Raw genomic sequence first — 25500 nt, 5'->3', positions numbered from 1 at the left:
GCCCTCTTTCCGTTTGCATCGCAGGCCGTAAAGTCGCGAGTCGGCAGGGAAGGACGGGCATGACCGATTTCGCGATTTTCTGGGATTGGCTGAGTTTCGCCGTGCGCTGGCTGCACGTCATTACCGGCATCGCCTGGATCGGCTCGTCATTCTATTTCGTGGCGCTCGACCTCGGCCTGCGCCAGCGTCCCGGCCTGCCGCAAGGCGCGCATGGCGAGGAGTGGCAGGTCCATGGCGGCGGCTTCTACCACATCCAGAAATACCTGGTCGCGCCGGCCGAGATGCCCGAGCACCTGACCTGGTTCAAATGGGAATCCTATGCCACCTGGATGAGCGGCTTCGCCCTGATGGCGGTGGTCTACTATGCCGGCGCGGACCTGTTCCTGATCGACCGCAACGTGCTCGACGTCTCCGCGCCGGTGGCGATAGGCATATCCGTCGCATCGCTCGCCCTCGGCTGGGTGGTTTATGACCTTCTGTGCAAATCGCGGCTCGGCAAGAATGACACGCTGCTGATGCTGGTGCTCTATGTGGTCGTGGTGTTCATGGCCTGGGGATACACGCAGCTTTTCACAGGGCGCGCGGCCTTCCTGCATCTCGGCGCGGTCACCGCCACGATCATGTCGGCCAATGTCTTCCTCGTCATCATCCCGAACCAGAAGATCGTCGTTGCCGACCTGATCGCCGGCAGGAAACCCGATCCGAGATATGGCCGGATCGCCAAGACACGCTCGCTGCACAACAATTACCTGACGCTGCCCGTCCTGTTCCTGATGCTGTCGAACCATTATCCGCTGGCATTCGGCACGCAATTCAACTGGGTCATCGCTTCGCTGGTGTTCATAATCGGGGTGCTGATCCGGCACTTCTTCAACACACGGCATGCGCGCAAGGGAAACCCGACCTGGACCTGGCTGGCAGCCGCGGTGCTGTTCATCGTCATCATGTGGCTGTCGACCGTGCCGAAGATCCTGACCGGCGAGCCGAAACAGGCCGCAGCCGGCGAAATCTTCATTGCTTCGTCGCATTTCCCGGCGGTGCGCGATACGGTGCTCGGCCGCTGCTCCATGTGCCATGCGGCGGAGCCTTCCTATGAGGGTGTCCACCAGGCGCCCAAGGGCGTGGTGCTGGAAACCGACGCCGCAATCGCTGAGCACGCCAGGGAAATTTACCTGCAGGCCGGGCGCAGCCATGCGATGCCGCCGGGCAATGTCACCGCGATGACGGTCGAGGAGCGTGCGCTGCTCGCGGCCTGGTTCGAGGGAGCGGGGAAGCGACATGACTGACCTCCTCCTCCGCGGCCGCACGCTTACCTTCCTGCGCTGGCCGCATTCGGCCGACGACCACCGCGCCTATCGCTATGAGGAAGATGGCGGGCTGCTGCTTCGCGATGGCCGGATTGTCGCGACCGGGCCTTATGCGGATGTCGCAAGCCAGGCCGGCGAGGGGGAAAAAAAGATCGACCACCGGCCGCATCTTCTTTTGCCCGGCTTCATTGACGCGCATGCGCATTTTCCGCAGATGCAGGTCATCGCGTCCTACGGCGCCGAACTGCTCGACTGGCTGAACAAATACACTTTTCCGGAGGAGACGAAATTCCGCGACGCCCAGCATGGGCGGCGCATCGCGCGGCTGTTTCTCGACGAGCTGGTCCGCCACGGCACCACCACGGTCGCCGCCTATTGCTCGGTGCACAGGCAATCGGCGGAGGTTTTCTTCGAGGAGAGCCATGCGCGCGACATGCTCAACGTCGCGGGCAAGGTGCTGATGGACCGCAATGCGCCGGAAGGCGTGCTCGACACGCCGCAATCGGGCTATGACGACACGAAGGCGCTGATTGCCGAGTGGCACGGCAAGGGACGGCAGCATTACGCCATCACGCCGCGCTTCGCGATCACCTCTTCGCCCGAACAGATGGAGATGGCCGGCGCGCTCTGCCGCGAGCATCCGAACCTGCACATGCAGACGCATCTCTCAGAAAACCACGCCGAGATCGCGTTCACGCAGGAACTCTATCCGTGGTCGAAGGACTATACCGACATCTACGAGCACTACGGCCTGCTCGGGAAGAAGAGCCTGTTCGGCCATTGCATCCATCTGTCGGAGCGCGAGGCCGACGCGCTGTCGGCGACCGGTTCTGTGGCGGTGTTCTGCCCGACCTCGAACCTGTTCCTGGGTTCGGGCCTGTTCGACTACCAGCGCTACCGCCGGCGGGGAAACCCGCTTCGGATCGCGACCGCGACGGATGTCGGCGGCGGCACCAATTATTCGATGCTGCGCACCATGGACGAGGGCTACAAGGTCATTGCGCTGAACGGCGAGAAGATCAATCCGCTCGCCTCGTTCTGGCAGATGACGCTGGGAAACGCCGAGGCGCTGTCGATCGCCGAGAAGGTCGGCACGCTGGAGGCCGGAACCGACGGCGACATCGTCGTGCTCGACAGCCACGCCACCCCCGGCATGCGGCTTCGCATGGAAACAGCCGAGACGCTGGCCGAGGAGCTTTTCCTGCTGCAGACGCTCGGCGACGACCGCGCAGTGCGCGAGGTCTATGTCGCGGGCAGGCCGGCAAAGAGCGTCATGGCTTCATAGGGCGGGGACAGTTTACTTTTTTCCGCCGGCGCGATCTTGCCAGCGGCAAGCCTTTCGGCGGAAAGAAAGTAAACTGTCCCCCCAGCGCCCAACGATCGGTTCGTCGCTGCTGACGTAAAGGGAATAACATGAGCATCGCCGACGATATCGATAAGATCAGGATCCAGGAAGCCGAGTTGGTGTTCGCGGGTTTCGACGAGGCGACTGCATTCGAGATCGGGTCGGCGCTGCGCGACCGTGCGCTGGCGGAGAATTTCCCGATCATCATCGATATCCAGCTTTGGGACCGGCCGCTTTTCTATGCCGCGCTGCCGGGCTCGACAGGTTCCAATGCCGACTGGGCGCGGCGCAAGCGCAACGTCGTCAAGATGTTCCTCAAGAGCACCTATCGGATGATGCTCGAGCAGGGTGGCGAAAACGCCCTGTTCGCGGAGCGCTACGGACTTTCAGCCTCCGAGTTCGTGCTGGCCGGCGGCGGCTTTCCGATCCGCGTCAAGGGCGCCGGCATCATCGGCGTCATCGCCGTGTCCGGCCTGCCGCAGAGGCAGGATCACGGCATCATCGTGGACGCGCTCTGCGACCATCTGGGGCGGGATCGCGAAAAACTGGCACTGACGGCTGTCGCGGCGAATTGATCCGCATATCCTGAGGCGGGACGCCGCCGGATACCAATATGACCTGGATGATCGGTTGGGATGACATGACGGATATCGACCCGAAAGAGCTCCTAACCGCCGTCTTCAACGCGGCCGTCGCCGCGGCCGATCCTGAACTGACAATCCGCAAACATCTGCCGGAAAGGCCCAAGGGCCGAACGATCGTGATCGGCGCCGGCAAAGGTTCCGCGCAGATGGCGGCGGCGTTCGAGAAAGCCTGGGAGGGGCCGCTGGAAGGCGTGGTGGTTACCCGCTACGGCTACGCCGCGAGATGCGTGCGCATTCGCGTGCTGGAATCGGCGCATCCCGTCCCGGATGCCGCCGGGCTCGAAGCCTCAAAAATCCTACACGAAACCGTCGGCGGACTGACTCTCGACGATCTGGTCGTCGCGCTGATTTCAGGCGGCGGCTCGGCGCTGCTGCCGTCGCCGGCAGGGACGCTGACGCTCAGTGACGAGATCGCCGTCAACAAGGCGCTGCTCGCCTCCGGCGCACCGATTGCGGCGATGAATACGGTGCGCAAGCACGTCTCGACGATCAAGGGCGGGCGCCTTGCCGCCGCCGCCTGGCCGGCGCGTGTGGTTTCGCTGGTGGTGTCGGACATTCCCGGCGACAATCCGGCGCTGGTCGCCTCCGGCCCGACCATTCCGGACGCCGCGAGCCGCGCCGATGCGCTCGCCATCGTCGCCGCCTACGGCATGAAGCTGCCGGATGCTGTGATGGCGCATCTCAACTCGCAAGCCGCGGACGCGCCCCGTCCGGACGATGCGCGCTTTGCGCGCAACGAAGTCCATGTCATCGCCTCGGCCGCCGTCTCGCTCGAAGCCGCCGCTGCCGAGGCGAGAAAGCAGGGCGTGGAAGCCGTCATCCTGTCCGATTCGATCGAAGGCGAGGCGCGCGACGTAGGCTCTGTGCATGCGGCGATCGCGCGCGAGATCGCAACCCGCGACCGGCCGTTCAGGAAGCCGGTGCTCGTGCTTTCCGGCGGTGAGACCACCGTGACGCTGCGGGCGAAAGGCAAGGGCGGCCGCAACAGCGAATTTTTGCTTGCCTTCGCGCTCGGCCTCGACGGCATCTCCGCCATCCATGCGCTTGCCGCGGATACCGACGGGATAGACGGCTCGGAAGACAATGCCGGCGCGTTTGCCGACGGTTCGAGCGTCGCCCGTATGCGCGCCGCCGGCGTGGATGCCAAGGCGATGCTCGCCGGCAACAATGCCTGGACGGCGTTCAACGCGGTTGGCGATCTGTTTGTGCCGGGGCCGACGGGGACGAATGTGAATGATCTCAGGGCAATTTTGGTGAGATAGCTCGCTGGAATTCCGAGGGGTGTGCCTCCTTCGAGGCTCCCCTTCGACTGCTCGCCGCTCCGCGGCTCACGCTCAGGGTCGCACCTCAGGACGAGGACCCGCAGGGTGCGTCCTTCGAGGCTCGCCCGCCGATGGTCTCGCTCCGATCGCCAACACTCTGCGGGCTCGCACCTCAGGATGAGGGAAGTTGCGCGAATGCCCCTTTACTTCACGCGCTTTCGTGTCAGCAAAGCGGAGATAGTGAAAACCTTCCTCATCCTGAGGTGCGAGCGCAGCGAGCCTCGAAGGACGCACTGGCGGCGCAGGCGCTACGCCGCCATCAGCTTCTTCACCGCCTTCATATCGGCCAGGAACCGCGCGCGTTCGGCTTCCTTGTCGACCCGCTCGCGAAGGCGCAGGATGAATGACGGGTGGATGGTCACGAAAATGCGCAGGCCGTCCTCGCGTTGCACGAGGTCGCCGCGCATTTTGGTTATCGGGACCGGCTTTCCAAGCAGCGACTGCGCCGCCGTCGCGCCTAGCGCCACTACCAGATCGGGCTGGATCAGCCGCAGCTCATTGTCCAGCCACCAGCGGCAGGCGCGAATCTCGCCGGCATTCGGCTTGGAGTGGATGCGCCGCTTGCCGCGCTTCTCGAACTTGAAATGTTTTACCGCATTGGTGACGTAGGTGATCGTGCGGTCGAGATCGGCCTCCGCCAGGATCTGGTCGAAGACCCTGCCCGCCGGGCCAACGAACGGTTTGCCGGCAAGATCTTCCTGGTCGCCGGGCTGCTCGCCGACGAATACCACCCTTGCCTGCTGCCGGCCTTCGCCAAACACAGTCTGCGTCGCATCGCGCCATAATGGACAGCGGCGGCAGCCGTCGGCGATTTCTCGCAACTCGTCGATCGAGGCGGCATCGCCGCCTTCGCCCTCATCCGTCGGCTTGGGCTCCGGCCAGTGCCTGATCTCCGCCTTCGCGCTGCGCGGGACCGGTTCGGCAGATGTTCTCGCAATCATCTCTTCACCTCGCACATTGCAGGAATGAGCGGGGCTGGAGGAGGTTCCGGGAATGTGGGACCCGCCGGGGACAGTTTACTTTCTTACCCCCCGGAAGGCAGCGGCTGCGTCGATGTCGCGAAAGAGGTAAAAAGTAAACTGTCCCCTTATTCCGCCTAAACCTCGTGCAGGTAGAGGTGGTAATCCAGTTCGCTCACCGTTCGGGCCACGCGAAGGTACTCGGCATGCTTGATCGCGGTGAAGGTGCGGTGGAGGTCGGGTCCGAGCGCTTCCTTCAGGAATTCGGATGCCGTCGCGGCTTCGATGGCCGAGCGCCAGTCACCCGGCGCACTGTCCAGCTTCGGCGCGTTCTCGTAGCCGTTGCCGGTCGTCTCCGGTCCGGGATCGAGCTTTTCGTCCAGTCCCTTGGAGATCCCGGCGAGCACGGTCGCGGCAACCAGATAAGCATTGGTGTCGACGCCTGCCGGGCGGTGCTCGATGCGGCGGTTCTTCACGTCGCCGGCCGGCACGCGCAGCGCCACCGAACGGTTGTTGACGCCCCAGGTCGGCGCGATCGGCGCGTAGGACTGCGCCACGAAGCGCCGCCAGGAGTTGGCGTGCGGGGCGAACACCAGCATGGATTCGGGCATCGTCGCTGAAAGGCCGCCGAGCGAATGCAGCAGCTCCGGCGCCCATTCGCCTTCCCTGGCTTCGGAATAGATGTTGCGGCCGGCATCGTCGAGCATCGAGACGTGGAGGTGCATGCCGGAGCCGGCATATTTCTCGATCGGCTTGGCCATGAAGCAGGCGGTGACGCCGTGCCTACGCGCCGCCGCGCGCACCAGCCGCTTCAGCATGACGAGGTCGTCGGCCGCCTGCATGATGTCCTTGCGGTAGTGCAGCGTCAGTTCGTATTGGCCCGGAGCGTATTCCGAGATCACCGTCTCGGCGGGAATCCCTTGAGCCTTGGCGGCGGCGTAAATGTCGGAAAACAGCGGTTCCATCCCGTGCAGATGGTCGACGGAATAGACCTCGGTCTTGCCGCTCCTGCGCCCGTCGAGCACCGCACCCGCCGGCTGGACGCGGCCTTCCGCGTCGCGCTCGTTGGCGAGCAGGAAGAATTCGAGCTCGAAGGCGCCGGCCGGATGCAGGCCCCTTTCCGCCAGCTTCCGCACCTGCCGGGCCATTGCGTGGCGCGGATCGGAAGTCATCGGCGAACCGTCGAGATGGTACATCGACATCAGCACCTGGCCGCGCGCGGGGCTGGTGCCGTAGAGTGGCTTCAGCGTGCCCGGAATAGGCCATGCGCGCAGGTCGCCGTCGCCGGAATCCCAGATCAGGCCGGTCTCGTGGACATCCTCGCCGGTGATGTCGAGGCCGAGTATCGAGATCGGCATGTGCCGGCCGCCCTCATAGATGGCGGCAAGCTCGTGGCGGCGGATGATCTTGCCGCGGCCAACGCCGTTGGCGTCGGTCAGCACGATGTCGAAGGCTTCGATTTCGGGGTGCTGGTCGAGGAACGTGCTGGCTTCTTCGACGGTCGATCCTGATGGGGAGTGCATAGTGCTGCTCTGTTGCCTGGAAGGGGCTTGTCTCACGCCGCGAGTTCGGCGGCAATATCGCCGAATGCCGCGATCAGCCGGTCGACCTGGCGCTTCGTCGTCGCGGGCGAGACCAGCATCATATTGTGGAAGGGCGCGATCAGGCAGCCGCGATTGACCAGCGCCACATGGATCGCCGCCTCCAGTTCGGGCGCATGGGCGGAATATGCCTCGGCGCCGTTCCGAAGCGGGCCGGGCGCGCAGATGAATTCGACGCGGGCGCCGACCCGCATGACGTGCCAGGGCAGGGCGCATTCGGCAATCGCCGCCGCCAGACCGCGTTCCAGCCGCGCGGCGAGCCCTTCCATGTGGGCATAGTTCGCCTCGGTCATCACCTCTTCCAGCGTGGCGCGCATGGCGGCGAATTGCAGCGGATTGGCCGAAAGCGTGGTGCCAATGCCGGAATAGCCGGGCTCCTTCTCGCGACTATAGGCTGCATAGCGTGCGGCGACGTCCTCGCTCATGCCCCATATGCTGGCCGGAACGCCGCCCGCGACCGGCTTGCCGAGCACGAACAGGTCCGGCTCGAGACCGTGACGGCGCGTGTAGCCGCCGGGACCCGTGGAAATGGTGTGCGTCTCGTCGATGAGCAGCAACGTTCCCGTCCCGCGCGTGAGCCTGCGCAACGCGTCGTGAAAACCGGGCTCGGGCAGGACCATGCATGAATTGGTCAGCACCGGCTCGGTGATGACGCAGGCGACATCTTTGTCGGCGAGTGCCTGCTCCAGCGCCTCGACGTCGTTGAACTCGACGACCTTCGTCGCTTGCGTCAGGTCGCGGAACTCGCCGGCCAAGCCCGGCTTGTTGACCGCCCTGCCGGCCTCAAGCCGGACGAAGGTCTCGTCGACCGCGCCATGATAGCAGCCGTTGAAGACCAGGATCTTCGCCCGGCCGGTGACGGCGCGTGCCACCCTCAGCGCAAAGCGATTGGCGTCGCTCGCTGTCGTGGCTATCTGCCAATGCGGCAGGCCGAAACGCTCGGCGAGCAGCGGTCCGATCGCCAGAGCATCCGCGGAAGGCAGCATGTAGGTCAGGCCGCGCCGGCTCTGGCGGCGGATGGCGCGGGCCACAGGCTTCGGCGAATGGCCGAACATCGAGCCGGTGTCTCCGAGGCAGAAATCGTCCAACTGGTTGCCGTCGACGTCCGTGATCGTCGCGCCTTCGGCTCTGTCGACCAGGATCGGAAACGGCGTCGGCCAGTCATTCATCCAGTGCATCGGCACGCCGCCCAGGAAGCCGGCCATGCCCTTGCCGATCGCGGCCGAGGTCTTCGGCCGCGCCTTTCCGAAGATGGCGGCCTGACTTTCACGCAGCGCGGAGATGCGCGCGAGCGAAATGCCACCCTTGATCGCCGATGTTTCGTCCAAGATCGCCCCCTGTTGTCGCCTGTCTAGCCAATCGCCGGCCCGGAAGGCAACTCAGCGCGGCTGGACCGCCCCCGCAGCCGGTTGACTCCTCGCGGCAGCCGCGCTGTCTATAGTGCGTCCATGCGCGAAAGGGGGATCACATGCGCTTCGTCATTCTGGCCGCCGCGCTTGTTGCGGCGGGGCCGGTCCACGCATCCGGCGGGCTGTGGTGCGACAATGTCGGCGGACCGGTCAAGATCAACATCCAGAGCGGCGTGACGCGCGGAATGGGGTTTCCGGTCTTCGATTTCCGCGCTTCGTCGGAAGTCGACGATGCCACAATCGGTGAAGACCTTCGCAAGATATCGTTCGACGGCGCGCATCTACCGCAATACTGGTCCCACGGCGAGGACCTGAACATGGTGCTCTATCGCGAGCGCGATACGGAGATTTTCGGATCGGTCGAAATCACCATCCTGACAAAGGCAGCCGGGGACGACATCGAGTACAACGGCACCTACACCTATACGGCTTACGATGGCGGCGGCAATAACGGGCAGGGCAGCACGGTCACCCATACCGGCAAGGTTTCCTGCGGGGTCGAGTGAACCCAGCGCTCCGGGGAAGATGCCTTAACCTGCTTCTTCTCAACCAGTGATGTCGATGACGCCGCAATCGCCGGCTTCGCTGCCGAAGGCGATGCGCCGCTCGTCCTCGTCCCACATCATCGAGGTCACTGCACCCTTGCCGGGGCGGCGCAGCAGCACCTCCTTGGCGTCGGCGAACCGCGCGGCGATAATCATGCCATCGTGGTAGCCGATGGCGACGATCTCTTCGCTTGGATGGCAGGCGACGCAGGTGACCATCGAGTTGCCGCGCGTGCCGAGTTCCAGCGGCGCCTTTCCCATCGGGCCGTCCTTGCCAGAAAACGGCCAGACGATAGCCGCAGGCGCGCCCGAACTCGCCAGCCATTTGCCCCTGGCGCTCCACGACAGGCTTTTGACCTTGGCGGGATAGCCGGTCATGCGCATGTGCTTGCCGTCGGCAAGCTTCCAGCCGTGCAGGGCGTTTTCCTGCATCGTCGTGACGACGAAATTGCCGTCGGGCGAGAAGGTAATACCCGTATGGGCGCCTGCCCATTCGAGTTCGACCGGCTTGCCCTCGGTAGCCGGAAAATGCAGCGTCGCGCCATTATAGCGGGCAACGCCGAAGCGCATGCCCTTGGGCGCGAAAGCCAGGCCCTCGACCGAGCGCGGATGGACGAATTCCTTCGTGCGCCCGTCGGCGAACCGAACCGTCGCGGTCTTGCCGGTGGCGAAGGCTATCGCGCCTTGCGGGCCTGCGGCGATGCTGGTGATCCATTTCCTGCCGGCCTCGGCGAGGGCCGTCGTCTCGCCGTCCGGGCCGGTGGCGAAAATCTTGCCGTCTTCGCCGCCGGTGATCAGCTTCGCGCCCGTCAGGTCGAGCGTGGCGCAGAGCAGCCCGTCATTGGCCTGCGATGTCTTATGGCCGTGGTCGAGGCGGTGGATGGTACCGTCCGCGAGCGCGAAATGCGGCACGCCGTTCAGGAAGGCGGCGGCGATGCAGTGGCCGGAAAGATCGAGGGGAGCGACTGTGGGCATGGTGGGCTATTCATTCCAGGTTTCAGTTGCCCCTCACCCTTACCCTCTCCCTGTAAGGACGGGGAGAGGGGGGCACCAGCGTTGGAGTATCCTCATTCTCCCCGTACTTCACGGGGAGAAGGTCCGGCAGGGGATGAGGGGCAGCGCTAGCGCGGGGACTGATTGAAGGATCAGGCCGCCTGACAGGCGTCGAAGCTCTTCTTGAGACGCTCCGCGTCGAGCTCGCGGCCTATGAAAACCAGCCGGCTCTCGTGCTTCTCGCCTTCCTTCCAGGCGCGCTGGTGGTCGCCTTCGACGATCATGTGGACGCCCTGGACGACGTAGCGCTCCGGGTCGTCCTTGAAGGCGATGATGCCCTTCAGCCGCAATATGTTCGGTCCTTCCATCTGAGTGATCTTCTCGATCCACGGGAAGAACTTCTTCTGATCCATTTCGCCGCCGCGCAGCGAGACCGACTGCACGGTCACGTCATGGATGGGAGAGACCGCGCCGTGGTGATGGTGGTCATGATCATGATGATGGTGATGATCGTGATCATGGTCGTGGTGGTCGTGATCGTGCGCCTCGAGGAAATGCGGATCGTTTTCGAGCGCACGCTTCAGGTCGAAAGCGCCGCGATCGAGCACTTCGTCCAGCTTAACCCCTGCACGCGTGGTGCGGTGGATCTTCGCGGCCGGATTGATGGCGCGGACAGCCGCCTCGACGTCCCGCAGTTCCTCGGGCGTCACAAGGTCGGTCTTGTTCAGAACCACCACGTCGGCGAAGGCAATCTGGTCCTCGGCCTCGCGGCTGTCCTTCAGCCGCAGCGGCAGGTGTTTGGCGTCGACCAGGGCCACCACCGCGTCGAGGCTGGTCTTGGAGCGCACGTCCTCGTCCATGAAGAAGGTCTGGGCCACCGGCACCGGGTCGGCGAGGCCGGTTGTCTCGACGAGGATGGCGTCGAAGCGTCCGGGCCGCCGCATCAGGCCCTCGACCACGCGGATCAGGTCGCCGCGCACCGTGCAGCACACGCAGCCATTGTTCATCTCGTAGATTTCCTCGTCGGATTCCACGATCAGGTCGTTATCGATGCCGATCTCGCCGAATTCGTTGACGATCACGGCGTAGCGCTTGCCGTGATTCTCCGAAAGGATGCGGTTCAGCAGCGTCGTCTTGCCGGAGCCTAGATAGCCGGTGAGCACTGTTACCGGGATCTGCGTCTGTGCGTCGCTCATAATGGTCCTCGATAGGGATTGGTCGCTCCCATATAGGACGGCGAAATCGGTTTTGCACGTCGCGATCGATGGGCTTCCGGCCGGCGCATTACGGAAAATTCATTGGGACAGGGTTGGACCCAGCGCTAGATTCGATCCGCAGCGATTGTTTTCAACAAGGTGCGTCCATGAAGGCCAGGCCGCAGACCACCCAATTCACCCGCCGGCAGGCGTTGGGCCTGATCGGCGTGACCGCCGGCGGCGGAGCGTTCCTGCCTCCCGAAGCGCTTGCGGCTGACGATTCCCGCTTCGCCGGAGCTTCGCTGCTGATGCCGGGCGCAGGGCTGTGCGCGATCACGCCCGAAACGACCGAGGGCCCGTTCTATTTCGATCCCGAACTCGAGCGGCAGGACATCACGGAAGGCCGAGAAGGCGTGGAACTGATGCTGCGGCTGCAAGTGGTCGATGAAAACTGCCTTCCGCTGCCGAAGGCGCGCGTCGATATCTGGCATTGCGACGCCACGGGCCACTATTCCGGCTATCCGGGCCAGGGCGACGGCCGCGATGTCGACACGACGGGCGAGAAGTTCCTGCGCGGCGTCCAGCATACTGACGAGAAGGGCCTCGCCTCGTTCAAGACCATCTATCCCGGCTGGTACCGCGGCCGCACGACTCATATCCATTTCAAGGTGTTTCCGGATGAAAGCTCAGTGATGACGGGGCAGATATTCTTTCCCGACGACCTCAGCGAGCACCTTTTCACCAGCGTCGCACCCTATAACGACCGTCGTGGAAAACGCGACGTGTGGAACAGCCAGGACGGGATCGCCCGGCGGGCGGGGCCGCTGTCGCAGGCGGCGTTGCGCGAAACGCAGTCAGCCTACGAGGCGCTGATGATCATCGCGGTCGACGCGGGAGCGTGAAATCGCCGCGTTCCGGCCAAAGAATTTTCCTTTGTCATCTAACTGAAATACAGCTCTGGCATTAGCACGGTCGGCGATATGTTTGCTTGCCGGCAAAGGTCCCGGAAATGCCGGCCCGGGCGTGAGATCGCGATTGTCAACGAAGCCGCCGCGACTATCCTGTCGGAGGCGGTGCGAAAGCCTAGGGGTGTCACATGGCCAAGGCGGATAAAAGCGCAACGATGAGCCGGCTGCATTCGGCGGCGCGCCTGTCGCGGACAGCGCTGGCGGCGCGGCTCCTGTCTCAAGGGTTCTATGCAGGGCAGGACCAGATCATGCTGGCGCTCGACCAGCAGGACGGCCAGACGCCGGGCCAGTTGGCGACGCGACTCGGCGTGCGTCCGCCCACGATTACCAAGACCATCAACCGGCTGCAGGTGCAGGGCTTCCTCGAAAAGCGCGCTTCCGATTCCGACGCGAGGCAGGCGCACATCTTCCTGACAGACGCAGGCCGCGAGACGATCCGCGGCATCGAGAAATCTGTACGCAAGACAGAGAAGCAGGCGTTTCGCGGGCTCGACAAAAAGGAACAAAAGGCGCTGTCGAAGCTGCTCTCGCGCATCGAGGCCAATCTCAACGGCGCGGCAACTGTCGAGATCGAAGACGATCTGGAGCTTGAAGACTAAACGCCGTCATAAGGGAACGGGTTTTCTGCGAAGTCAGCACGATGGCTGAATGTCAGTCGCCTGCCTGGTCCGCCGGAAACGAAACCACGAAGCATGCACCACCGTCCGGCGGCGATTCGTAGTGCACCGTCGCTCCGTGGTGCCCTGCGATCTGGCGAACCAGCGCCAGGCCAAGCCCCCAGCCGCCGGACATCTCGCTTCGGCCCGACGGCCGGTAGAACGGCTGGAAAATGCGGGCGGCCTCACCCTCGGGAATGCCCGGACCGTGGTCACGCACGCGCAGCTCAACGCTGTACCGCTCGCGCGAGACCCTAGCGGTTACCGGCGGGCGGCCATGTTTTAGCGCATTCTGCATCAGGTTGCGCACCAGACGGCTGAGCAGCCGCGCGTCTCCCGTGATCGTCGCCGGCGTGCCCGTAACCTCGACATCGTTGCGTGCCCCCTCCTCGGTCGCCAGCGCCAGCAGGTCGACCGGCTCGCCATGGTCGAGTTTGTCGATATGCTCGAGCCTGCTCGCCAAGAGTATCTCCTCGACCAGCGTGTCCAGCTCGGCGAGATTGCGGACGATCTCGTCCTTCCTGCGGTCGTCGGGAGCCTGCTCGTAGAGGTCGATTGCCATGCGCAGGCGTGCAAGCGGCGAGCGCAATTCGTGGCTGGCATTGGCGAGCAATGCGCGACGGGCCTCGATGAGCCGCTCGACATGGTCGGCTGCCCTGTTGAAGCTCTTGGCGACCGCGGCGACCTCATCGCTGCCATCATCGGGAACGCGCGTGACGAAGGCGCCGCTTCCCCACTCGTCCACGCCGCGGCGCAGCCGCTCCAGCCGGCGGGTCAGGTGACGCACGACGGGATAGGCGGTCAATCCTATGACGCCGGCGATTATCGCCAGATAGGCGAGCGGGTTTCTGCCTCCGTATCTGAAAGGACTTTCCATCCGTGCGGCGACCATACGGCCGTCGGGCAGGTCCATGACCATCGTGTGGAGATCGCCATCATGGCCGCGGCGTCTTCTCCAGTTGAGGATATCCTGCGGAAACGGTTGGCCCGCGCCCGCGATCAGCCTGCCGCCCGCGTCATAGACGGCGATATCCGCGTCGAAGGCATTCGCAAGGCGATCGAGTGTGGCCTTTAGAGACGCGCGATCCATGTCGGGCGGTATCACCGCGGCGATAAACGCATTACGCTGGCTGTGCCAGCTCGTTTCCTGTTCGCCCTGCCCGAGCCACACGAAAGCCGCGCTGGCGATCGCAACCGCGGCCAGGCTCGCCAGCAGCGTGAGATAGATTTTCAGAAACAGGCTGCTGCGCATCGATCAGACCTGCTTCACTTCTCGTCGTCCTGGAACCGCGCGAACACGTAGCCGGCGCCGCGCACTGTGATGATGCGGCGCGGGTGTTTCGGGTCACTCTCTATCGCCGCTCTTATCCGCGAAACATGCACATCGATGGAACGGTCGAATGCTTCGAGTTCCTCGCCCTTGACCATATCCATCAGTTGCTCGCGCGAAAGCGTGCGTCCGGCATTTTCGGCCAGCGCCAGAAGCAGGTCGAACTGGTAGCTGGTCATTGCGCATTCGCGGCCGTCGATCCTGACAGAACGAGAGCCGGGATCGATTTCCAGCCTGCCGAAGCGGAGGATGCGCGGAGTGGATCCTGTGCCGCCGTTGCGGCGGCGCAGGATCGCCTTCAGGCGCGCCAGCAATTCGCGCGGATTGAATGGTTTCGGCAGATAGTCATCCGCGCCCAGTTCCAGCCCGACGATGCGGTCCGTCTCCTCGCCCTTGGCGGTGAGCATGAGGATCGGAACATCCGAAACCGCACGCATCCGCCGGCACGTCTCGAACCCGTCGATATCCGGCAGCATGACGTCGAGAATGACGGCATCCGGCGCGCGGCGGCCGAGATCGGCGATGCCCGCCGTCGCCGTCGCCGCGGTATGGACTGCAAAGCCGTTTCCGGCGAGATAATCCGCAAGCATGGCGGAGAGGCGGGTATCGTCGTCGACGATCAGAACCTGTTCCGCCACGTTTTCACTCTCAAGGTTTGGCCGGTTGCAGAGACCGTCTTACCACCGGTTGTGCCATCTGCGCTCCTTGAAATGTTCGACGAGTTTCGCGCGCTGCTCCGGCGTCAGCACCTCGGCTGCGTCGAGAAGGGCCGTCGTCATCTTGCGCGACGCCTGGTCGATCGCCGTGATGCGCTCGCTGCGAAGCTTTTCGGCAGCGGCATGGTCCAGTGTTGGGGCGCCGAGGATATCGGCAACGGCTTCGCGCGTATCCCTGAACTCCCGGAACATCGGTCTCATTTCGCTGCGCGCGGCGTCGATGATCGCCCACAGTCTTTCTTCCTGCTCGGGCGTCGCGTCGATCTCGTCGAGCACATGTGACATTCCTCGCTCTCCAAATCCCATGCCTCCAATGCGAGCGTGCATCATGTGCTCGCCCATTCCGAAATGCCCCATGCCGAAGTTGCGGCCGAATTCGCCGCTGGCCGCACCGGCGAGCCCGATGGCGCCGATGGCTGCAATCGCGGCGACACCGCCGATTGCGGCGCGTCGCCCCCAGCCTTTGCCGCCGGAGGGAGCGCTTGTGTCCGAGCTCGCGGAATTTAGATCGTCGTTTTCCATGGTTCTGTCCTTTCGTCCTGCAGCAGGCATTGCTGCGATGAGACCAAGGCTAGCCAGCCAACGTTTCCCGCGTTGCGGGCGAATGTAAAGAAATGTGAAGACGGCCTCCGGATCCAGCACCCGGCGGTTCGTCCGATCATCGCCGCGCTGGACCAGACGTTTTGGGCTTGTGCCGGAAGGCGGGCTCGCCCAAAAGCATCCGTATCATTCACATTCAGCCGACCGCCGACATTGAACGCACCTGAAAACAGACCCGAAGCCGCCACCCCAGTGTCGGCGATCCTGCTCGTATTCGGCGCGGGCCTGCTGTTTTCCTTCCTGGACACGAGCGCGAAATATCTGGTGCTGTCGGGCATGGCGGCGCCGTTCGTTTCGTGGATGCGCTTCGCCGTCCATGTCGTGCTGGTGCTTATCCTGTTCCGCAGTTGGAACAATCCAGCGATGTTCAGGGTGAAAAGCCTGCCGCGCCAGATCCTGCGGGGCCTGTTCCTGTTCGGCTCGACCATCTTCAACTTCGCGGCGCTGAAGACGCTGCAGCTCGCCGAAACCATGTCGATCTATTTCTTCGCGCCGATGGTGATTACCGCGCTGGCCGGGCCGCTGCTCGGCGAGTGGGCCGGCTGGCGCCGCTGGATGGCGGTCATCGCCGGCTTTATCGGCGTCCTCGTCATCACGCGCCCCGGCGTCGGCGTGTTCGAGATCGGCCATGTCTTCGCCATCTGCTCGACGCTCTGCTACTGCTCCTATGTGATCATGACCCGGCACATGGCCGGGTCTGAGACCGCCGAAAGCCTGATCTTCTATTCCGCCCTCGCACCGGTCGTAATGATGTCGCCGGTGGTGCCCTACACGGCGTCGTTGCCGGCGGAGCCCTTCCATTGGGTCATCCTGATTTCGCTCGGCTTCTTCGGGGGAGTTGGTCATTGGCTGCTGATCAAGGCTTACCGGCAGGCGACGACGACGGCGCTCGCGCCCTATCCCTACCTGCAGATGGTCTGGATGATCGGCCTCGGCTATCTGGTTTTCGGCCAACTGCCCGACGGCTGGACGCTGGGCGGGGCCGCCATCATAGTGGCGAGCGGCCTCTACATCGTCCATCGCGAGCACCGGCTGCGCCTTGCCAGCCGCACTGCGCCCAACGCGGAAGATGCGGAGCTGGCAAAAAAGCTTTGACTCGGCATCGGGCCGTGCCGTAAGCCAGCATTTAAACAGTTTAAATGCTGGCTGAGGGTGGAGCCGGGGAGGGCGAACTGGCGCAAAAAATCAAGCTTTCGACGATTGCCGACGCGCTCGGCGTTTCGACCGCCACCGTGTCGCTCGCTCTGCGCGACAGCCCGCTTGTCGCCGGCATGACGCGCGACCGCATCAAGGAACATGCGCGCGCCATCGGCTATATCTACAATCGCCGGGCAGCCAGCCTTCGCACCTCGCGTTCGGGCATTGTCGGCGTCGTCGTCCACGACATCATGAACCCGTTCTTCGCCGAGATACTGCGCTCCATCGAAAGCGAACTCGACCGCAGCCGGCAAACCTTCATCCTGTCCAATCACTACGACCAGCTCGAAAAGCAGCGCACCTTCATCGACACGCTGCTGCAACTCGGCGCCGACGGTGTGATCATGTCGCCCGCCATCGGCACTCCGCCGGAAGACATTCTGATGGCGGAGGAGAACGGCCTGCCGGCGGTGCTGATTGCCCGCACAGTGGAAGGCGCGGAGGTGCCGGTGTTTCGCGGCGACGACGCCTATGGCACCGGGCTCGCCACTAACCATTTGATTTCGCTCGGACACAAGCGCATCGCGATGATCGGCGGCACCGACCAGACCTCGACCGGCCGCGACCGCTTCCAGGGCTACATGACGGCGATGGAAAATGCCGGGCTGGAGGTCAAGCCGCACTGGCGCATTCCGGGACCGCGCACCAAGCAGGCCGGTTTTGAAGCCGCAAGCCAGTTCCTGGCGCTGAAGGACAAGCCGACGGCTGCCTGCTGCTGGAACGATCTCGTCGCCATTGGCCTGATGAACGGCATAGCGCGCGCCGGCCTCGTGCCGGGCGTCGACATTTCTGTTACCGGCTACGACGATCTGGAGGAGGCGGCTATCGCGACCCCGGCGCTGACAACGGTGTGGAACGGGCAGCGCGAGGTAGGTCGCCGCGCGGCCAGCGCCCTGCTCGATAAGCTCAACGGCCAGTCGGTGCGGCCATCGCAAGAACTGATCCGGCCGGAACTGCATGTGCGCCAGTCGACCGGCAAACCGCTGGAGCGCGGGTAAGGCCCCGATTTCCCCGCCGGAATTGCCCGGCGACGCGCTCCTATGCTAAAGTTTTTCCGTGCTCGAGTGGTGTGATCGGCCAGCAGGCGCTCTCGCGCTCGACGCCCCTGCGGTCGGAATTTGCTGTTCTGGCAAATCACGGCGACGCCGGTCTGGCGTACGCCCTCGGCCGCAGGGCCATCGCCCTCGAAAGCTTCCTGAAAGAAAATCGATATGACCAGCGACCGTTCCGCCGTGACCATCCTCGTTCCAGGCCGGCTGCACGAGCGCGCCTTGGCGCGTGTAGACAAGGCTTTCAAACTGGTCCGCCTGGACAGGGCCGACAAGTCGCTCATCTCCGATGAACTGGCAGGCAGCGTGCGCGGCATCGCCGCGATGACGGGGATCGATGCGGGCTTCATCGACGCCCTGCCCAATCTCCAAATCATCGCCAGTTTCGGCGTCGGCTACGACGCGGTAGACGCCCGCCACGCCGCCGCCAAGGGTGTTATGGTGACCAATACGCCGGACGTGCTGACCGAGGAAGTGGCCGATACGGCGCTCGGCCTGCTCATCAATACGGTGCGCGAACTGCCGCGCGCCGAGAACTGGCTAAGGCAGGGTCGCTGGGTCAAGGAAGGCCCTTATCCCCTGACGCAGGCGACGCTGCGCGGCCGTCGCGCCGGCATTTTCGGCATGGGCCGCATCGGCATGGCGATTGCAAAGCGGCTGGAGGCGTTCGGCCTCTCGATCGCCTATCACAACCGGCGGCGCGTCGAAGGGCTTTCCTACGAGTATCACCCGACGCTGGCTGGCCTGGCAGCCGCCGTCGATACGCTGGTCTCGGTCGTGCCCGGCACCGCTGCAACCGAGAAGGCGGTCAATGCCGAGGTCCTGAGGGCGCTAGGGCCGGACGGGGTGTTCGTCAATATCGGCCGCGGCAGCACGGTCGACGAGGAGGCGCTGATTGCGGCGCTTTCCGGCGGCGTGATCCGGGCGGCGGGCCTCGACGTCTTTGCCGACGAGCCGCGCGTTCCGCAGGCGCTGATCGATCTGCCCAACGCGACGCTTCTGCCGCATGTCGGCTCTGCTTCCGTCCACACGCGCAACGCCATGGCCGACCTGGTCGTCGATAATCTCGTCGCCTGGTTTTCCGAGGGCAAGCCGCTGACGCCGGTGCCCGAGACGGCAGGCGTCGCCAAACCGGCGTAACGCCGCGGCTTTGCCGCATTTGTTAACGAAGGTTAAAGCCTCGGTGATTCATGTTTGCGAATCATTGGAGCGCCGCCGTTGGGACATACAAAGCGCTTCAGCACTTTTAGTCCGCGCATGATTTCGTTCCTGCGCTGATGTGAGGGGGCTCTGAAAATGAATATAGCAATTTCGACTGCCGTGGCCGCCGGACTGCTCGTGATGGCCGGCGTTATTTCCTCCGGGCCGGACGGCGACCGCCAGGCCATTGCCGCATCGGTCATCCCGCAAGTTCAGGTGCCCGACGGCGATATGTTCCGTCTGCGTTCGAGCCGAAACGTTTCCTGTGCGGTTACGCGCGGCGATAAGATTGCCGAGGACCGGTCGGAACTTGAAGTTGAGCCTTCCTGCGCGGCGCTTCTTCCCGGCATTGAGCGTGCGAAATTCTGGCAGGAACAGGAAGACGGCTCTGTCGCCTTCACCGAGAACGGAGTCGATGCGATCGTCAGTTTCTCGGTCGGCGATGGCGTCGCCTACGAATCCTTCAAGCCGTCGACGCCGCTCATCTCGCTCGACGAAGCGGACTGAGATCCAGCTTATTCGGCCGCCGTCCTGACGCCGGCCTTCGCTGCAGCGTGCAGCCGCACAGCATCGCCGAAGGCGCGGAAGATCTTTGCCGAGGCGCTGTCCGAATCCACCCAATATTCGGGATGCCATTGCACGCCGACGGCAAAGCCACGCGAATCCTTGACCGATACGGCTTCCACCGTGCCGTCCGCCGCCACGGCCTCGACCTGCAGCCTTGAGCCAAGTCGGTCTACCGCCTGGCGATGCACCGAATTGACCATGATCTCACCTGCGCCGAAAACGCCGGCCAGGCAGCTGTCGGGTTTGATGCTGACGGTCTGCCGGATGGCGAAGCGTTCGTCCTGGCTGTCGCTCGCCGGCGCGCGGTGGTCCAAAGAGCCTTCGCGTTCCTGGATTTCCGTCGCCAGCGTGCCGCCGAGCGCCACGTTCAATTCCTGGATGCCGCGGCAGATCGCCAGCAGCGGCACGCCGTGCTCGATCGCCTTGCGGATCAGCGGCAGCGTGGTGGCGTCGCGCGCCGGATCGTAGGGGCCGTTGTCCTCGCTGGCGTCGCCGCCATAGAGGCTCGGGTGGACGTTGGATTTCGAACCGGTCACCATGACGCCGTCGACGGACAGCAGCAGCTGGTCAAAATCGAGCCGATCGCCGAAGGAAGGCACCAGCACTGGAAACACGCCAGCGCCGGCGATCGCCGCCTCAAGATATTGCTGGGGCGCCGCATGCCATGTGTAGTTCTCGAATTGGCGGACATCGGTCGAGACGGCGACGAGCGGCTGTTGCATTGAGTGTTCCGTTACGGGGTCTGGTAGCATTCTGCCTGCAAAATAGGCGATCCGCCGGCGGTTTTCCATGGGAGAGTGCGCCGTGCCAAGCCGCATCCCCGGCGCTGTTTGACAATAGTTTTGGGCCAGGGCCGTTTGACCTTCGGGAAGCCGTCCGCGTGCTGGACTCGACTCCGCCGGTGTGTATTGTGCGGCCTTCGCCGAAACCGCAATTCAGACTCCAGTCTGCTGGACGGCGTTTTGTACTGATCCAAGCGTGGAGGAAAATTCATGGATCGACGTTCATTCATCACCAAGGCCGGCGTCGCTGGCGCCGGCGCTGCGGCCGCGACGGCGCTTGCGGCTCCGGCCATCGCCCAGAGCAATCCCAAGATCACCTGGCGGCTCACCTCGTCCTTCCCGAAGTCGCTCGACACCATCTATGGCGGCGCGGACGTCTTCTCCAAGATGATCTCGGAAGCGACCGACGGCAATTTCACCATTCAGCCCTTTGCCGCGGGCGAAATCGTCCCCGGCCTGCAGGCTGCCGACGCGACTGCGGCCGGCACGGTCGAGGCCTGCCACACCGTTGCATATTACTACTGGGGCAAGGATCCCACGTGGGCGCTCGCTTCGGCGGTTCCCTTTGCGCTCAATGCCCGCGGCCAGAACGCATGGCTCTACCATGGCGGCGGCAACGATCTCGTCAACGAGTTCTTTGCCACGCAGGGCTTGGTAGGGTTCCCTGGCGGCAATACAGGCGTCCAGATGGGCGGCTGGTTTCGTAAGGAAATCAACACCGTCGCCGATCTCAAGGGCCTGAAGATGCGCATCGGCGGCTTCGCCGGAAAGATCGTCGAGAAGCTCGGCGTCGTTCCGCAGCAGCTCGCTGGCGGCGACGTTTATCCCGCCCTCGAAAAAGGCACGATCGACGCCGCCGAATGGGTCGGTCCCTATGACGACGAGAAGCTCGGCTTCCAGAAGGTGGCTCCGTTCTACTACTACCCCGGCTGGTGGGAAGGCGGGCCGACCGTCCATCTCATGTTCAACAAGGAAAAGTTCGATGCATTGCCAGCGACTTATCAGTCGCTGATCCGCACCGCCGCCCAGGCGACGGATGCCGACATGCTGCAGAAATACGACTTCCTGAACCCGACGGCGGTCAAGACGCTGGTCGCCAACGGCGCGCAGCTGCGTCCGTTCAGCCCGGAAATTCTCGAAGCCTGCTTCAATGCCTCGAACGAGGTCTATGCAGAGATCACGGCATCGAATGCCGGCTTCAAGAAGATCTGGGATTCGCTGACGACGTTCCGCAAGGAGCATTTCCTGTGGGCGCAGATAGCCGAATACAATTTCGACACCTTCATGATGATCCAGCAGCGCGCCGGCAAGATTTAACCGCGAGCTGCTTGCCTGAAAAAGCCCCGGAGCCGCAAGGTTCCGGGGCTTTTTTTCATGTCGCGGTTTGTGCCTGGAACAGCGGACCCGTTCCGCTGGACTAAATGGTCGCGCCGTGCATGATTGTGCTGCCCGGGCGATCGGCAAAGACCGATCCGGCGCATCATCAATCTGGGAGGAAATTGGAATGGATCGTCGTAGTTTCATCAGAAAGGCCGGGTTCGCCGGCGCCGGCGCGGCAGCCGCCACGACGTTGGCCGCGCCTGCCATCGCGCAGACCGCGCCGAAGATCACATGGCGCTGTACCTCGTCGTTTCCGAAGGCGCTCGACACCATCTTCGGCGCGGCCGAGACGATGGCGAGATTCGTTCGCGAATCGACCGACGGGAATTTCGATATCCAGATTTTCGCGGCGGGCGAACTGGTGCCCGGATTGCAGGCGATGGATGCGACCGCGGCCGGAACCGTCGAATGCTGCCACACCGCCTCATACTATTACTGGGGTAAGGACCCCACCTTCGCGCTGGCGACCGCCGTTCCCTTCGGCATGAACGTGCGCCAGATGAACGCCTGGATGTATTACGGCGGCGGCAACGATCTGCTGAACGAGTTCTACAATACCCAGGGACTGCACGGCCTGGCCTGCGGCAATACCGGGGCCCAGATGGGCGGCTGGTATCGCAAGGAAATCAATACGATCGAGGATCTAAAAGGCCTCAAGATGCGTATTGGCGGCTTCGCCGGCAAGATCGTCGAGAAGCTCGGCGTCGTGCCGCAGCAGATCGCCGGCGGCGACATCTACCCGTCGCTCGAAAAGGGCACGATCGACGCCGCCGAATGGGTCGGCCCCTATGACGACGAGAAGCTCGGCTTCTACAAGGTCGCCAAGTACTATTACTATCCGGGCTGGTGGGAAGGCGGCCCCGTGCTGCACACGCTGATCAATCAGGCCAAATGGAACGAACTGCCGAAGAGCTATCAGGCGGTGCTGACGTCTGCCTGCGAGGCCGCGAACTGCGACATGATGGCAAGCTACGACTACAAGAATCCGGCTGCGTTGAAGCGGCTGGTCGCCGGCGGCGCGGAATTGCGTCCGTTCAGCCAGGAGGTGCTGGCAGCCTGCTTCGAAGCGTCCAACTCCACCTATGCCGAGATCAACGCCTCGAACGCTGCGTTCAAGAAGATCTATGACAGCCAGATGGCGTTCCGCAAGGACGCTTATCTGTGGGCGCAGGTGTCGGAATATACGTTCGACACCTTCATGATGATCCAGCAGCGCTCCGGCAATATCTGACGCATCGCAGATGCGAGCCCCGGAACGATTTTCCGGGGCTTCCTCGAAGAAAAAGCCCGGCGTGACTGCCGGGCTTTTGTTTGCGCTCAGTTGAATTTCGGCGGCTGCGACAGATCGGTAGGCGGCGGGGCCGGCTGAGTCGGCGCCGGATTACCGAAACTGGGCGGTTGCGACAAGTCGTGGGCTGGTGGCGCAGGTTGCGCGGGCTCAGGCTGCGCGGGAGCCGTGCCGCCATCAGCGGGAGCCGGTGCGCCGAGCGGCGGAAGCCCCAGACCCGGCAATCCCTGTTGCCCGCCCCCGCCACCGCCGAAGCCGGGCACGACGATCTCGACGTCGCTCGGGTCGATGACCGGTCCCTTGTAGTGCATGACCATCTGCGGGAAGCCGATGACCAGGCCGATCATGATCACCTGGATGCAGACGAAGGGCACTGCTCCCCAGTAGATCTGCCCGGTGGTCACCGGCTGGATGGTCTTGCCGGTCAGCCTGTCAAGATAAGGCACGCGCGCCGCCACCGACCGCAGGTAGAAGAGGGCGAAGCCGAAGGGTGGATGCATGAAGCTCGTTTGCATGTTGACGCCGAGAAGCACGCCGAACCAGATCAGGTCGATCCCGAGCGCGGCGGCCGCCGGCGCCAGAAGCGGCACGATAATGAAGGCCAGCTCGAAGAAGTCGAGGAAGAAGGCCAGGAAGAAGACCAGCACGTTTACCGTGATCAGGAAGCCCATCTCGCCGCCGGGCAATGAGGTCAACAGGTGTTCCACCCAGAGGTGGCCGTTGACGCCGTAGAAGGTGAGCGAGAAGACGCGGGCGCCGATCAGTATGAACAGCACGAAGCTGGAAAGCCTTGTCGTCGACGCCAGTGCCTGACGCACCACTTCGAGCGTGAGCCTGCCTTTCGCCGCCGCCATGATCAGCGCGCCGACGGCACCCATGGCGCCGCCTTCGGTCGGCGTCGCGATGCCCAGGAAAATCGTTCCCAGAACCAGGAAGATCAGCGCCAGCGGCGGGACCAGCACGATGACGACCTGCTGCGCCAGCCGGGACATAGCGCCGATTTTCAGCGTCCTGTCGAGGAGCGCTGCCGCATAGATGACGACGATCCCTATCGTGGCGCTCCAGATGCCGGCATTGGCGCCGAGCGAGGGAGCGAGATACCAATGGGCGGCGTAGGAAATGGCGACGGCCGCTATAATCGCAATGATCAGCGAAACGACACCGTGACCGAGCGTTCGTGCCTCGAGCGGCAAGGCCGGCATCGATTTCGGCCTGATGATCGACATCAGGACCACGTAGCTCAGATAGAGGCAGGTCAGCACCAGGCCGGGAATCAGCGCGCCCGCATACATGTCGCCGACCGAGCGGCCGAGCTGGTCGGCAAGCACGATCAGGACGAGCGAGGGCGGAATAATCTGGGCCAGCGTTCCGGAGGCTGCGATGACGCCTGTGGCGACGCGGCGGTCATAGCCGTAGCGCAGCATGATCGGCAGCGAGATGAGGCCCATGGCGATCACCGAGGCGGCGACCACGCCGGTTGTCGCGGCAAGCAGCGCGCCGACCAGGATGACGGCATAGGCGAGGCCGCCGCGGATCGGGCCGAACAGCTGGCCGATTGTGTCGAGCAGGTCCTCGGCCATGCCGGATCGTTCGAGCACGATGCCCATGAAGGTGAAGAACGGGATGGCGAGCAGCGTGTCGTTGGACATGATGCCCCAGAACCGCTCGGGAAGCGCATAGAGCAGCGGCCAGGACAGCGTGATCTCGTTGCCCGAATAGGGCGCCAGTTCGACGCCGATGACGAAGAACAGCAGGCCGTTGGCGGCGAGGGAAAACGCGACAGGATAGCCCAGCAGCATGAAGACGATGAGCGAGAAGAACATGATCGGCGCCATGTTCTCCGCAATGAAATGGATCATGAGCGGATCTCCTCGGCCAGCGCCTTGGCTTCCAGTTCAGCCTGTTCGTGGACCGAGATGAAGGGCGTGGGATCGTCCATGTCGCCGCGCATGATGGCGATCTTCTTGATGATCTCGGAGATTCCTTGCAGCGCCAGCAGCGAAAAGCCGATTAAAAGCAGGGATTTCGCCGGCCAGATGATCAACCCGCCGGCGTTGGTCGACACTTCGCCGCTGCGGAAGGAGAGGGATACGTAGGGGACGAAATAGTAGATCATCAAAATGACGAAGGGCATCAGGAAGAAGACGTGGCCGAACAGGTCGATCCAGTGCTGAACGCGCCTTGAGAACATGCCGTAGACGATGTCGATGCGGATGTGCTCGTTCTGCCTGAGCGTATAGGCGGCGGCGAGCAGGAACGCGGCGCCGAACAGGTACCACTGCAGCTCGAGCCAGGCGTTCGACGACATGTTGAGCGTCTTGCGGATAACCGCGTTCGCCGCGCTGACCAACACGGCCAGCAAAATCAGCCAGGAAACCCATTTCCCGATGAACTCGTTCATACGGTCAATGGCTCTCGATAGAGCGAGTAGCCCTGCCATGCGATC

At 63.7% G+C, this 25500-nt stretch carries 24 protein-coding genes; 13 read left to right on the top strand and 11 right to left on the bottom strand.

From position 1 onward, the window contains the following. Nucleotides 1-59: 59 nt before the first annotated feature. The 4 genes from ABVK50_RS21385 (at nt 60) to ABVK50_RS21370 (ending at nt 4558) form a co-directional block, all read left to right on the top strand. Nucleotides 60-1286 (top strand): urate hydroxylase PuuD, encoded by a 1227-nt coding sequence (locus ABVK50_RS21385; RefSeq protein ID WP_353644668.1) that lies wholly within the window; start codon nt 60-62, stop codon nt 1284-1286. Further along, nucleotides 1279-2592 carry a guanine deaminase gene (gene guaD / locus ABVK50_RS21380; protein ID WP_353644669.1) on the top strand — a complete coding sequence of 438 codons (1314 nt, stop codon included), beginning with the start codon at nt 1279-1281 and terminating at the stop codon, nt 2590-2592. Before ABVK50_RS21385 ends, guaD begins: the two co-directional genes overlap by 8 nt. A 128-nt stretch (nt 2593-2720) precedes the next feature. Further along, a complete protein-coding gene (locus ABVK50_RS21375) occupies nt 2721-3227 on the top strand; it encodes a heme-degrading domain-containing protein (protein WP_353644670.1) in 507 nt (168 codons plus the stop codon). Between the two features lie 65 nt (nt 3228-3292). Then, on the top strand, nt 3293-4558 hold the full coding sequence (locus tag ABVK50_RS21370; protein ID WP_353645859.1) for a glycerate kinase: 1266 nt from the start codon (nt 3293-3295) through the stop codon (nt 4556-4558). Between the two features lie 308 nt (nt 4559-4866). On the opposite strand, the gene ABVK50_RS21365 is transcribed toward ABVK50_RS21370, so the two are convergent. The 3 genes from ABVK50_RS21365 to ABVK50_RS21355 all read right to left on the bottom strand — a co-directional run bounded on the left by ABVK50_RS21365 (nt 4867) and on the right by ABVK50_RS21355 (nt 8506). Beyond that, a complete protein-coding gene (locus tag ABVK50_RS21365) occupies nt 4867-5559 on the bottom strand; it encodes a UdgX family uracil-DNA binding protein (RefSeq protein WP_353644671.1) in 693 nt (230 codons plus the stop codon). Nucleotides 5560-5714: 155 nt separating this feature from the next. Beyond that, a complete protein-coding gene (locus ABVK50_RS21360; RefSeq protein WP_353644672.1) occupies nt 5715-7100 on the bottom strand; it encodes a glutamine synthetase family protein in 1386 nt (461 codons plus the stop codon). Between the two features lie 32 nt (nt 7101-7132). Continuing rightward, the gene (locus tag ABVK50_RS21355) at nt 7133-8506 is read right to left on the bottom strand and encodes an aspartate aminotransferase family protein (RefSeq protein ID WP_353644673.1); all 1374 of its coding nucleotides are present in this window, start codon (nt 8504-8506) and stop codon (nt 7133-7135) included. A gap of 140 nt (nt 8507-8646) precedes the next feature. Between ABVK50_RS21355 and ABVK50_RS21350 the strand changes: the two genes are divergently transcribed. Continuing rightward, the gene (locus ABVK50_RS21350; RefSeq protein WP_353644674.1) at nt 8647-9093 is read left to right on the top strand and encodes a hypothetical protein; all 447 of its coding nucleotides are present in this window, start codon (nt 8647-8649) and stop codon (nt 9091-9093) included. Between the two features lie 39 nt (nt 9094-9132). Here the strand turns inward: ABVK50_RS21350 and ABVK50_RS21345 are convergent, their stop codons facing one another. After that, nucleotides 9133-10107 (bottom strand): WD40 repeat domain-containing protein, encoded by a 975-nt coding sequence (locus ABVK50_RS21345; RefSeq protein ID WP_353644675.1) that lies wholly within the window; start codon nt 10105-10107, stop codon nt 9133-9135. Nucleotides 10108-10277: 170 nt separating this feature from the next. Continuing rightward, nucleotides 10278-11321, bottom strand: coding sequence for a GTP-binding protein (locus tag ABVK50_RS21340; RefSeq protein WP_353644676.1), 1044 nt, complete (start codon nt 11319-11321; stop codon nt 10278-10280). Between the two features lie 167 nt (nt 11322-11488). Between ABVK50_RS21340 and ABVK50_RS21335 the strand changes: the two genes are divergently transcribed. Together ABVK50_RS21335 and ABVK50_RS21330 are read left to right on the top strand one after the other, a co-directional pair. After that, nucleotides 11489-12223, top strand: coding sequence for an intradiol ring-cleavage dioxygenase (locus ABVK50_RS21335; protein WP_353644677.1), 735 nt, complete (start codon nt 11489-11491; stop codon nt 12221-12223). A gap of 194 nt (nt 12224-12417) precedes the next feature. Then, nucleotides 12418-12888 carry a MarR family transcriptional regulator gene (locus tag ABVK50_RS21330; protein WP_353644678.1) on the top strand — a complete coding sequence of 157 codons (471 nt, stop codon included), beginning with the start codon at nt 12418-12420 and terminating at the stop codon, nt 12886-12888. Nucleotides 12889-12940: 52 nt separating this feature from the next. Here ABVK50_RS21330 and ABVK50_RS21325 read toward each other — a convergent pair whose 3' ends face one another. From ABVK50_RS21325 to ABVK50_RS21315, 3 genes are read right to left on the bottom strand one after another with little or no spacing between them, the layout of a single operon-like run. Then, on the bottom strand, nt 12941-14197 hold the full coding sequence (locus ABVK50_RS21325) for a HAMP domain-containing sensor histidine kinase (protein ID WP_353644679.1): 1257 nt from the start codon (nt 14195-14197) through the stop codon (nt 12941-12943). A gap of 14 nt (nt 14198-14211) precedes the next feature. Next, nucleotides 14212-14913: a response regulator transcription factor gene (locus tag ABVK50_RS21320; protein WP_353644680.1), complete on the bottom strand. Its 702-nt coding sequence runs from the start codon at nt 14911-14913 to the stop codon at nt 14212-14214. A gap of 39 nt (nt 14914-14952) precedes the next feature. After that, entirely contained in the window at nt 14953-15513 is a 561-nt protein-coding gene (locus ABVK50_RS21315; protein ID WP_353644681.1) for a Spy/CpxP family protein refolding chaperone, read from the bottom strand. Nucleotides 15514-15744: 231 nt separating this feature from the next. Between ABVK50_RS21315 and ABVK50_RS21310 the strand changes: the two genes are divergently transcribed. The 4 genes from ABVK50_RS21310 to ABVK50_RS21295 all read left to right on the top strand — a co-directional run bounded on the left by ABVK50_RS21310 (nt 15745) and on the right by ABVK50_RS21295 (nt 19544). After that, entirely contained in the window at nt 15745-16686 is a 942-nt protein-coding gene (locus tag ABVK50_RS21310) for a DMT family transporter (protein WP_353644682.1), read from the top strand. 44 nt (nt 16687-16730) lie between these two features. Further along, entirely contained in the window at nt 16731-17786 is a 1056-nt protein-coding gene (locus ABVK50_RS21305) for a LacI family DNA-binding transcriptional regulator (protein ID WP_353644683.1), read from the top strand. Nucleotides 17787-17999: 213 nt separating this feature from the next. Continuing rightward, nucleotides 18000-18977: a 2-hydroxyacid dehydrogenase gene (locus tag ABVK50_RS21300; protein WP_353644684.1), complete on the top strand. Its 978-nt coding sequence runs from the start codon at nt 18000-18002 to the stop codon at nt 18975-18977. A gap of 156 nt (nt 18978-19133) precedes the next feature. Next, nucleotides 19134-19544: a hypothetical protein gene (locus ABVK50_RS21295; protein WP_353644685.1), complete on the top strand. Its 411-nt coding sequence runs from the start codon at nt 19134-19136 to the stop codon at nt 19542-19544. 8 nt (nt 19545-19552) lie between these two features. Here ABVK50_RS21295 and ABVK50_RS21290 read toward each other — a convergent pair whose 3' ends face one another. Then, nucleotides 19553-20326 (bottom strand): gamma-glutamyl-gamma-aminobutyrate hydrolase family protein, encoded by a 774-nt coding sequence (locus tag ABVK50_RS21290; RefSeq protein WP_353644686.1) that lies wholly within the window; start codon nt 20324-20326, stop codon nt 19553-19555. A gap of 270 nt (nt 20327-20596) precedes the next feature. Between ABVK50_RS21290 and ABVK50_RS21285 the strand changes: the two genes are divergently transcribed. Continuing rightward, nucleotides 20597-21703, top strand: a complete 1107-nt coding sequence (locus ABVK50_RS21285) for a TRAP transporter substrate-binding protein (protein ID WP_353644687.1) — start codon at nt 20597-20599, stop codon at nt 21701-21703. 187 nt (nt 21704-21890) lie between these two features. Further along, nucleotides 21891-22997 carry a TRAP transporter substrate-binding protein gene (locus tag ABVK50_RS21280; protein WP_353644688.1) on the top strand — a complete coding sequence of 369 codons (1107 nt, stop codon included), beginning with the start codon at nt 21891-21893 and terminating at the stop codon, nt 22995-22997. Between the two features lie 86 nt (nt 22998-23083). Here the strand turns inward: ABVK50_RS21280 and ABVK50_RS21275 are convergent, their stop codons facing one another. Continuing rightward, nucleotides 23084-24913, bottom strand: a complete 1830-nt coding sequence (locus ABVK50_RS21275) for a TRAP transporter large permease subunit (RefSeq protein WP_353644689.1) — start codon at nt 24911-24913, stop codon at nt 23084-23086. Next, nucleotides 24910-25494 (bottom strand): TRAP transporter small permease subunit, encoded by a 585-nt coding sequence (locus ABVK50_RS21270; RefSeq protein WP_353644690.1) that lies wholly within the window; start codon nt 25492-25494, stop codon nt 24910-24912. Before ABVK50_RS21270 ends, ABVK50_RS21275 begins: the two co-directional genes overlap by 4 nt. Between the last annotated feature and the right edge of the window lie 6 nt (nt 25495-25500).

Origin of the sequence: Mesorhizobium sp. WSM2240, from assembly GCF_040438645.1 — a bacterium.
Classification (GTDB): domain Bacteria; phylum Pseudomonadota; class Alphaproteobacteria; order Rhizobiales; family Rhizobiaceae; genus Allomesorhizobium.
The sequence above is the reverse complement of the archived record's forward strand: the minus strand, read 5'-3'. Positions and strand labels throughout refer to the sequence as shown.

What these genes read in the sequence shown, in the direction of transcription:
- ABVK50_RS21365 (WP_353644671.1), bottom strand. Translation starts at nt 5,559, where the DNA reads ATGATTGCGAGAACATCTGCCGAACCGGTCCCGCGCAGCGCGAAGGCG.
- guaD (WP_353644669.1), top strand. Translation starts at nt 1,279, where the DNA reads ATGACTGACCTCCTCCTCCGCGGCCGCACGCTTACCTTCCTGCGCTGG.
- ABVK50_RS21350 (WP_353644674.1), top strand. Translation starts at nt 8,647, where the DNA reads ATGCGCTTCGTCATTCTGGCCGCCGCGCTTGTTGCGGCGGGGCCGGTC.
- ABVK50_RS21270 (WP_353644690.1), bottom strand. Translation starts at nt 25,494, where the DNA reads ATGGCAGGGCTACTCGCTCTATCGAGAGCCATTGACCGTATGAACGAG.
- ABVK50_RS21275 (WP_353644689.1), bottom strand. Translation starts at nt 24,913, where the DNA reads ATGATCCATTTCATTGCGGAGAACATGGCGCCGATCATGTTCTTCTCG.
- ABVK50_RS21315 (WP_353644681.1), bottom strand. Translation starts at nt 15,513, where the DNA reads ATGGAAAACGACGATCTAAATTCCGCGAGCTCGGACACAAGCGCTCCC.
- ABVK50_RS21300 (WP_353644684.1), top strand. Translation starts at nt 18,000, where the DNA reads ATGACCAGCGACCGTTCCGCCGTGACCATCCTCGTTCCAGGCCGGCTG.
- ABVK50_RS21370 (WP_353645859.1), top strand. Translation starts at nt 3,293, where the DNA reads ATGACGGATATCGACCCGAAAGAGCTCCTAACCGCCGTCTTCAACGCG.
- ABVK50_RS21305 (WP_353644683.1), top strand. Translation starts at nt 16,731, where the DNA reads ATGCTGGCTGAGGGTGGAGCCGGGGAGGGCGAACTGGCGCAAAAAATC.
- ABVK50_RS21290 (WP_353644686.1), bottom strand. Translation starts at nt 20,326, where the DNA reads ATGCAACAGCCGCTCGTCGCCGTCTCGACCGATGTCCGCCAATTCGAG.
- ABVK50_RS21335 (WP_353644677.1), top strand. Translation starts at nt 11,489, where the DNA reads ATGAAGGCCAGGCCGCAGACCACCCAATTCACCCGCCGGCAGGCGTTG.
- ABVK50_RS21330 (WP_353644678.1), top strand. Translation starts at nt 12,418, where the DNA reads ATGGCCAAGGCGGATAAAAGCGCAACGATGAGCCGGCTGCATTCGGCG.
- ABVK50_RS21280 (WP_353644688.1), top strand. Translation starts at nt 21,891, where the DNA reads ATGGATCGTCGTAGTTTCATCAGAAAGGCCGGGTTCGCCGGCGCCGGC.
- ABVK50_RS21340 (WP_353644676.1), bottom strand. Translation starts at nt 11,321, where the DNA reads ATGAGCGACGCACAGACGCAGATCCCGGTAACAGTGCTCACCGGCTAT.
- ABVK50_RS21375 (WP_353644670.1), top strand. Translation starts at nt 2,721, where the DNA reads ATGAGCATCGCCGACGATATCGATAAGATCAGGATCCAGGAAGCCGAG.
- ABVK50_RS21285 (WP_353644687.1), top strand. Translation starts at nt 20,597, where the DNA reads ATGGATCGACGTTCATTCATCACCAAGGCCGGCGTCGCTGGCGCCGGC.
- ABVK50_RS21345 (WP_353644675.1), bottom strand. Translation starts at nt 10,107, where the DNA reads ATGCCCACAGTCGCTCCCCTCGATCTTTCCGGCCACTGCATCGCCGCC.
- ABVK50_RS21295 (WP_353644685.1), top strand. Translation starts at nt 19,134, where the DNA reads ATGAATATAGCAATTTCGACTGCCGTGGCCGCCGGACTGCTCGTGATG.
- ABVK50_RS21360 (WP_353644672.1), bottom strand. Translation starts at nt 7,100, where the DNA reads ATGCACTCCCCATCAGGATCGACCGTCGAAGAAGCCAGCACGTTCCTC.
- ABVK50_RS21385 (WP_353644668.1), top strand. Translation starts at nt 60, where the DNA reads ATGACCGATTTCGCGATTTTCTGGGATTGGCTGAGTTTCGCCGTGCGC.
- ABVK50_RS21325 (WP_353644679.1), bottom strand. Translation starts at nt 14,197, where the DNA reads ATGCGCAGCAGCCTGTTTCTGAAAATCTATCTCACGCTGCTGGCGAGC.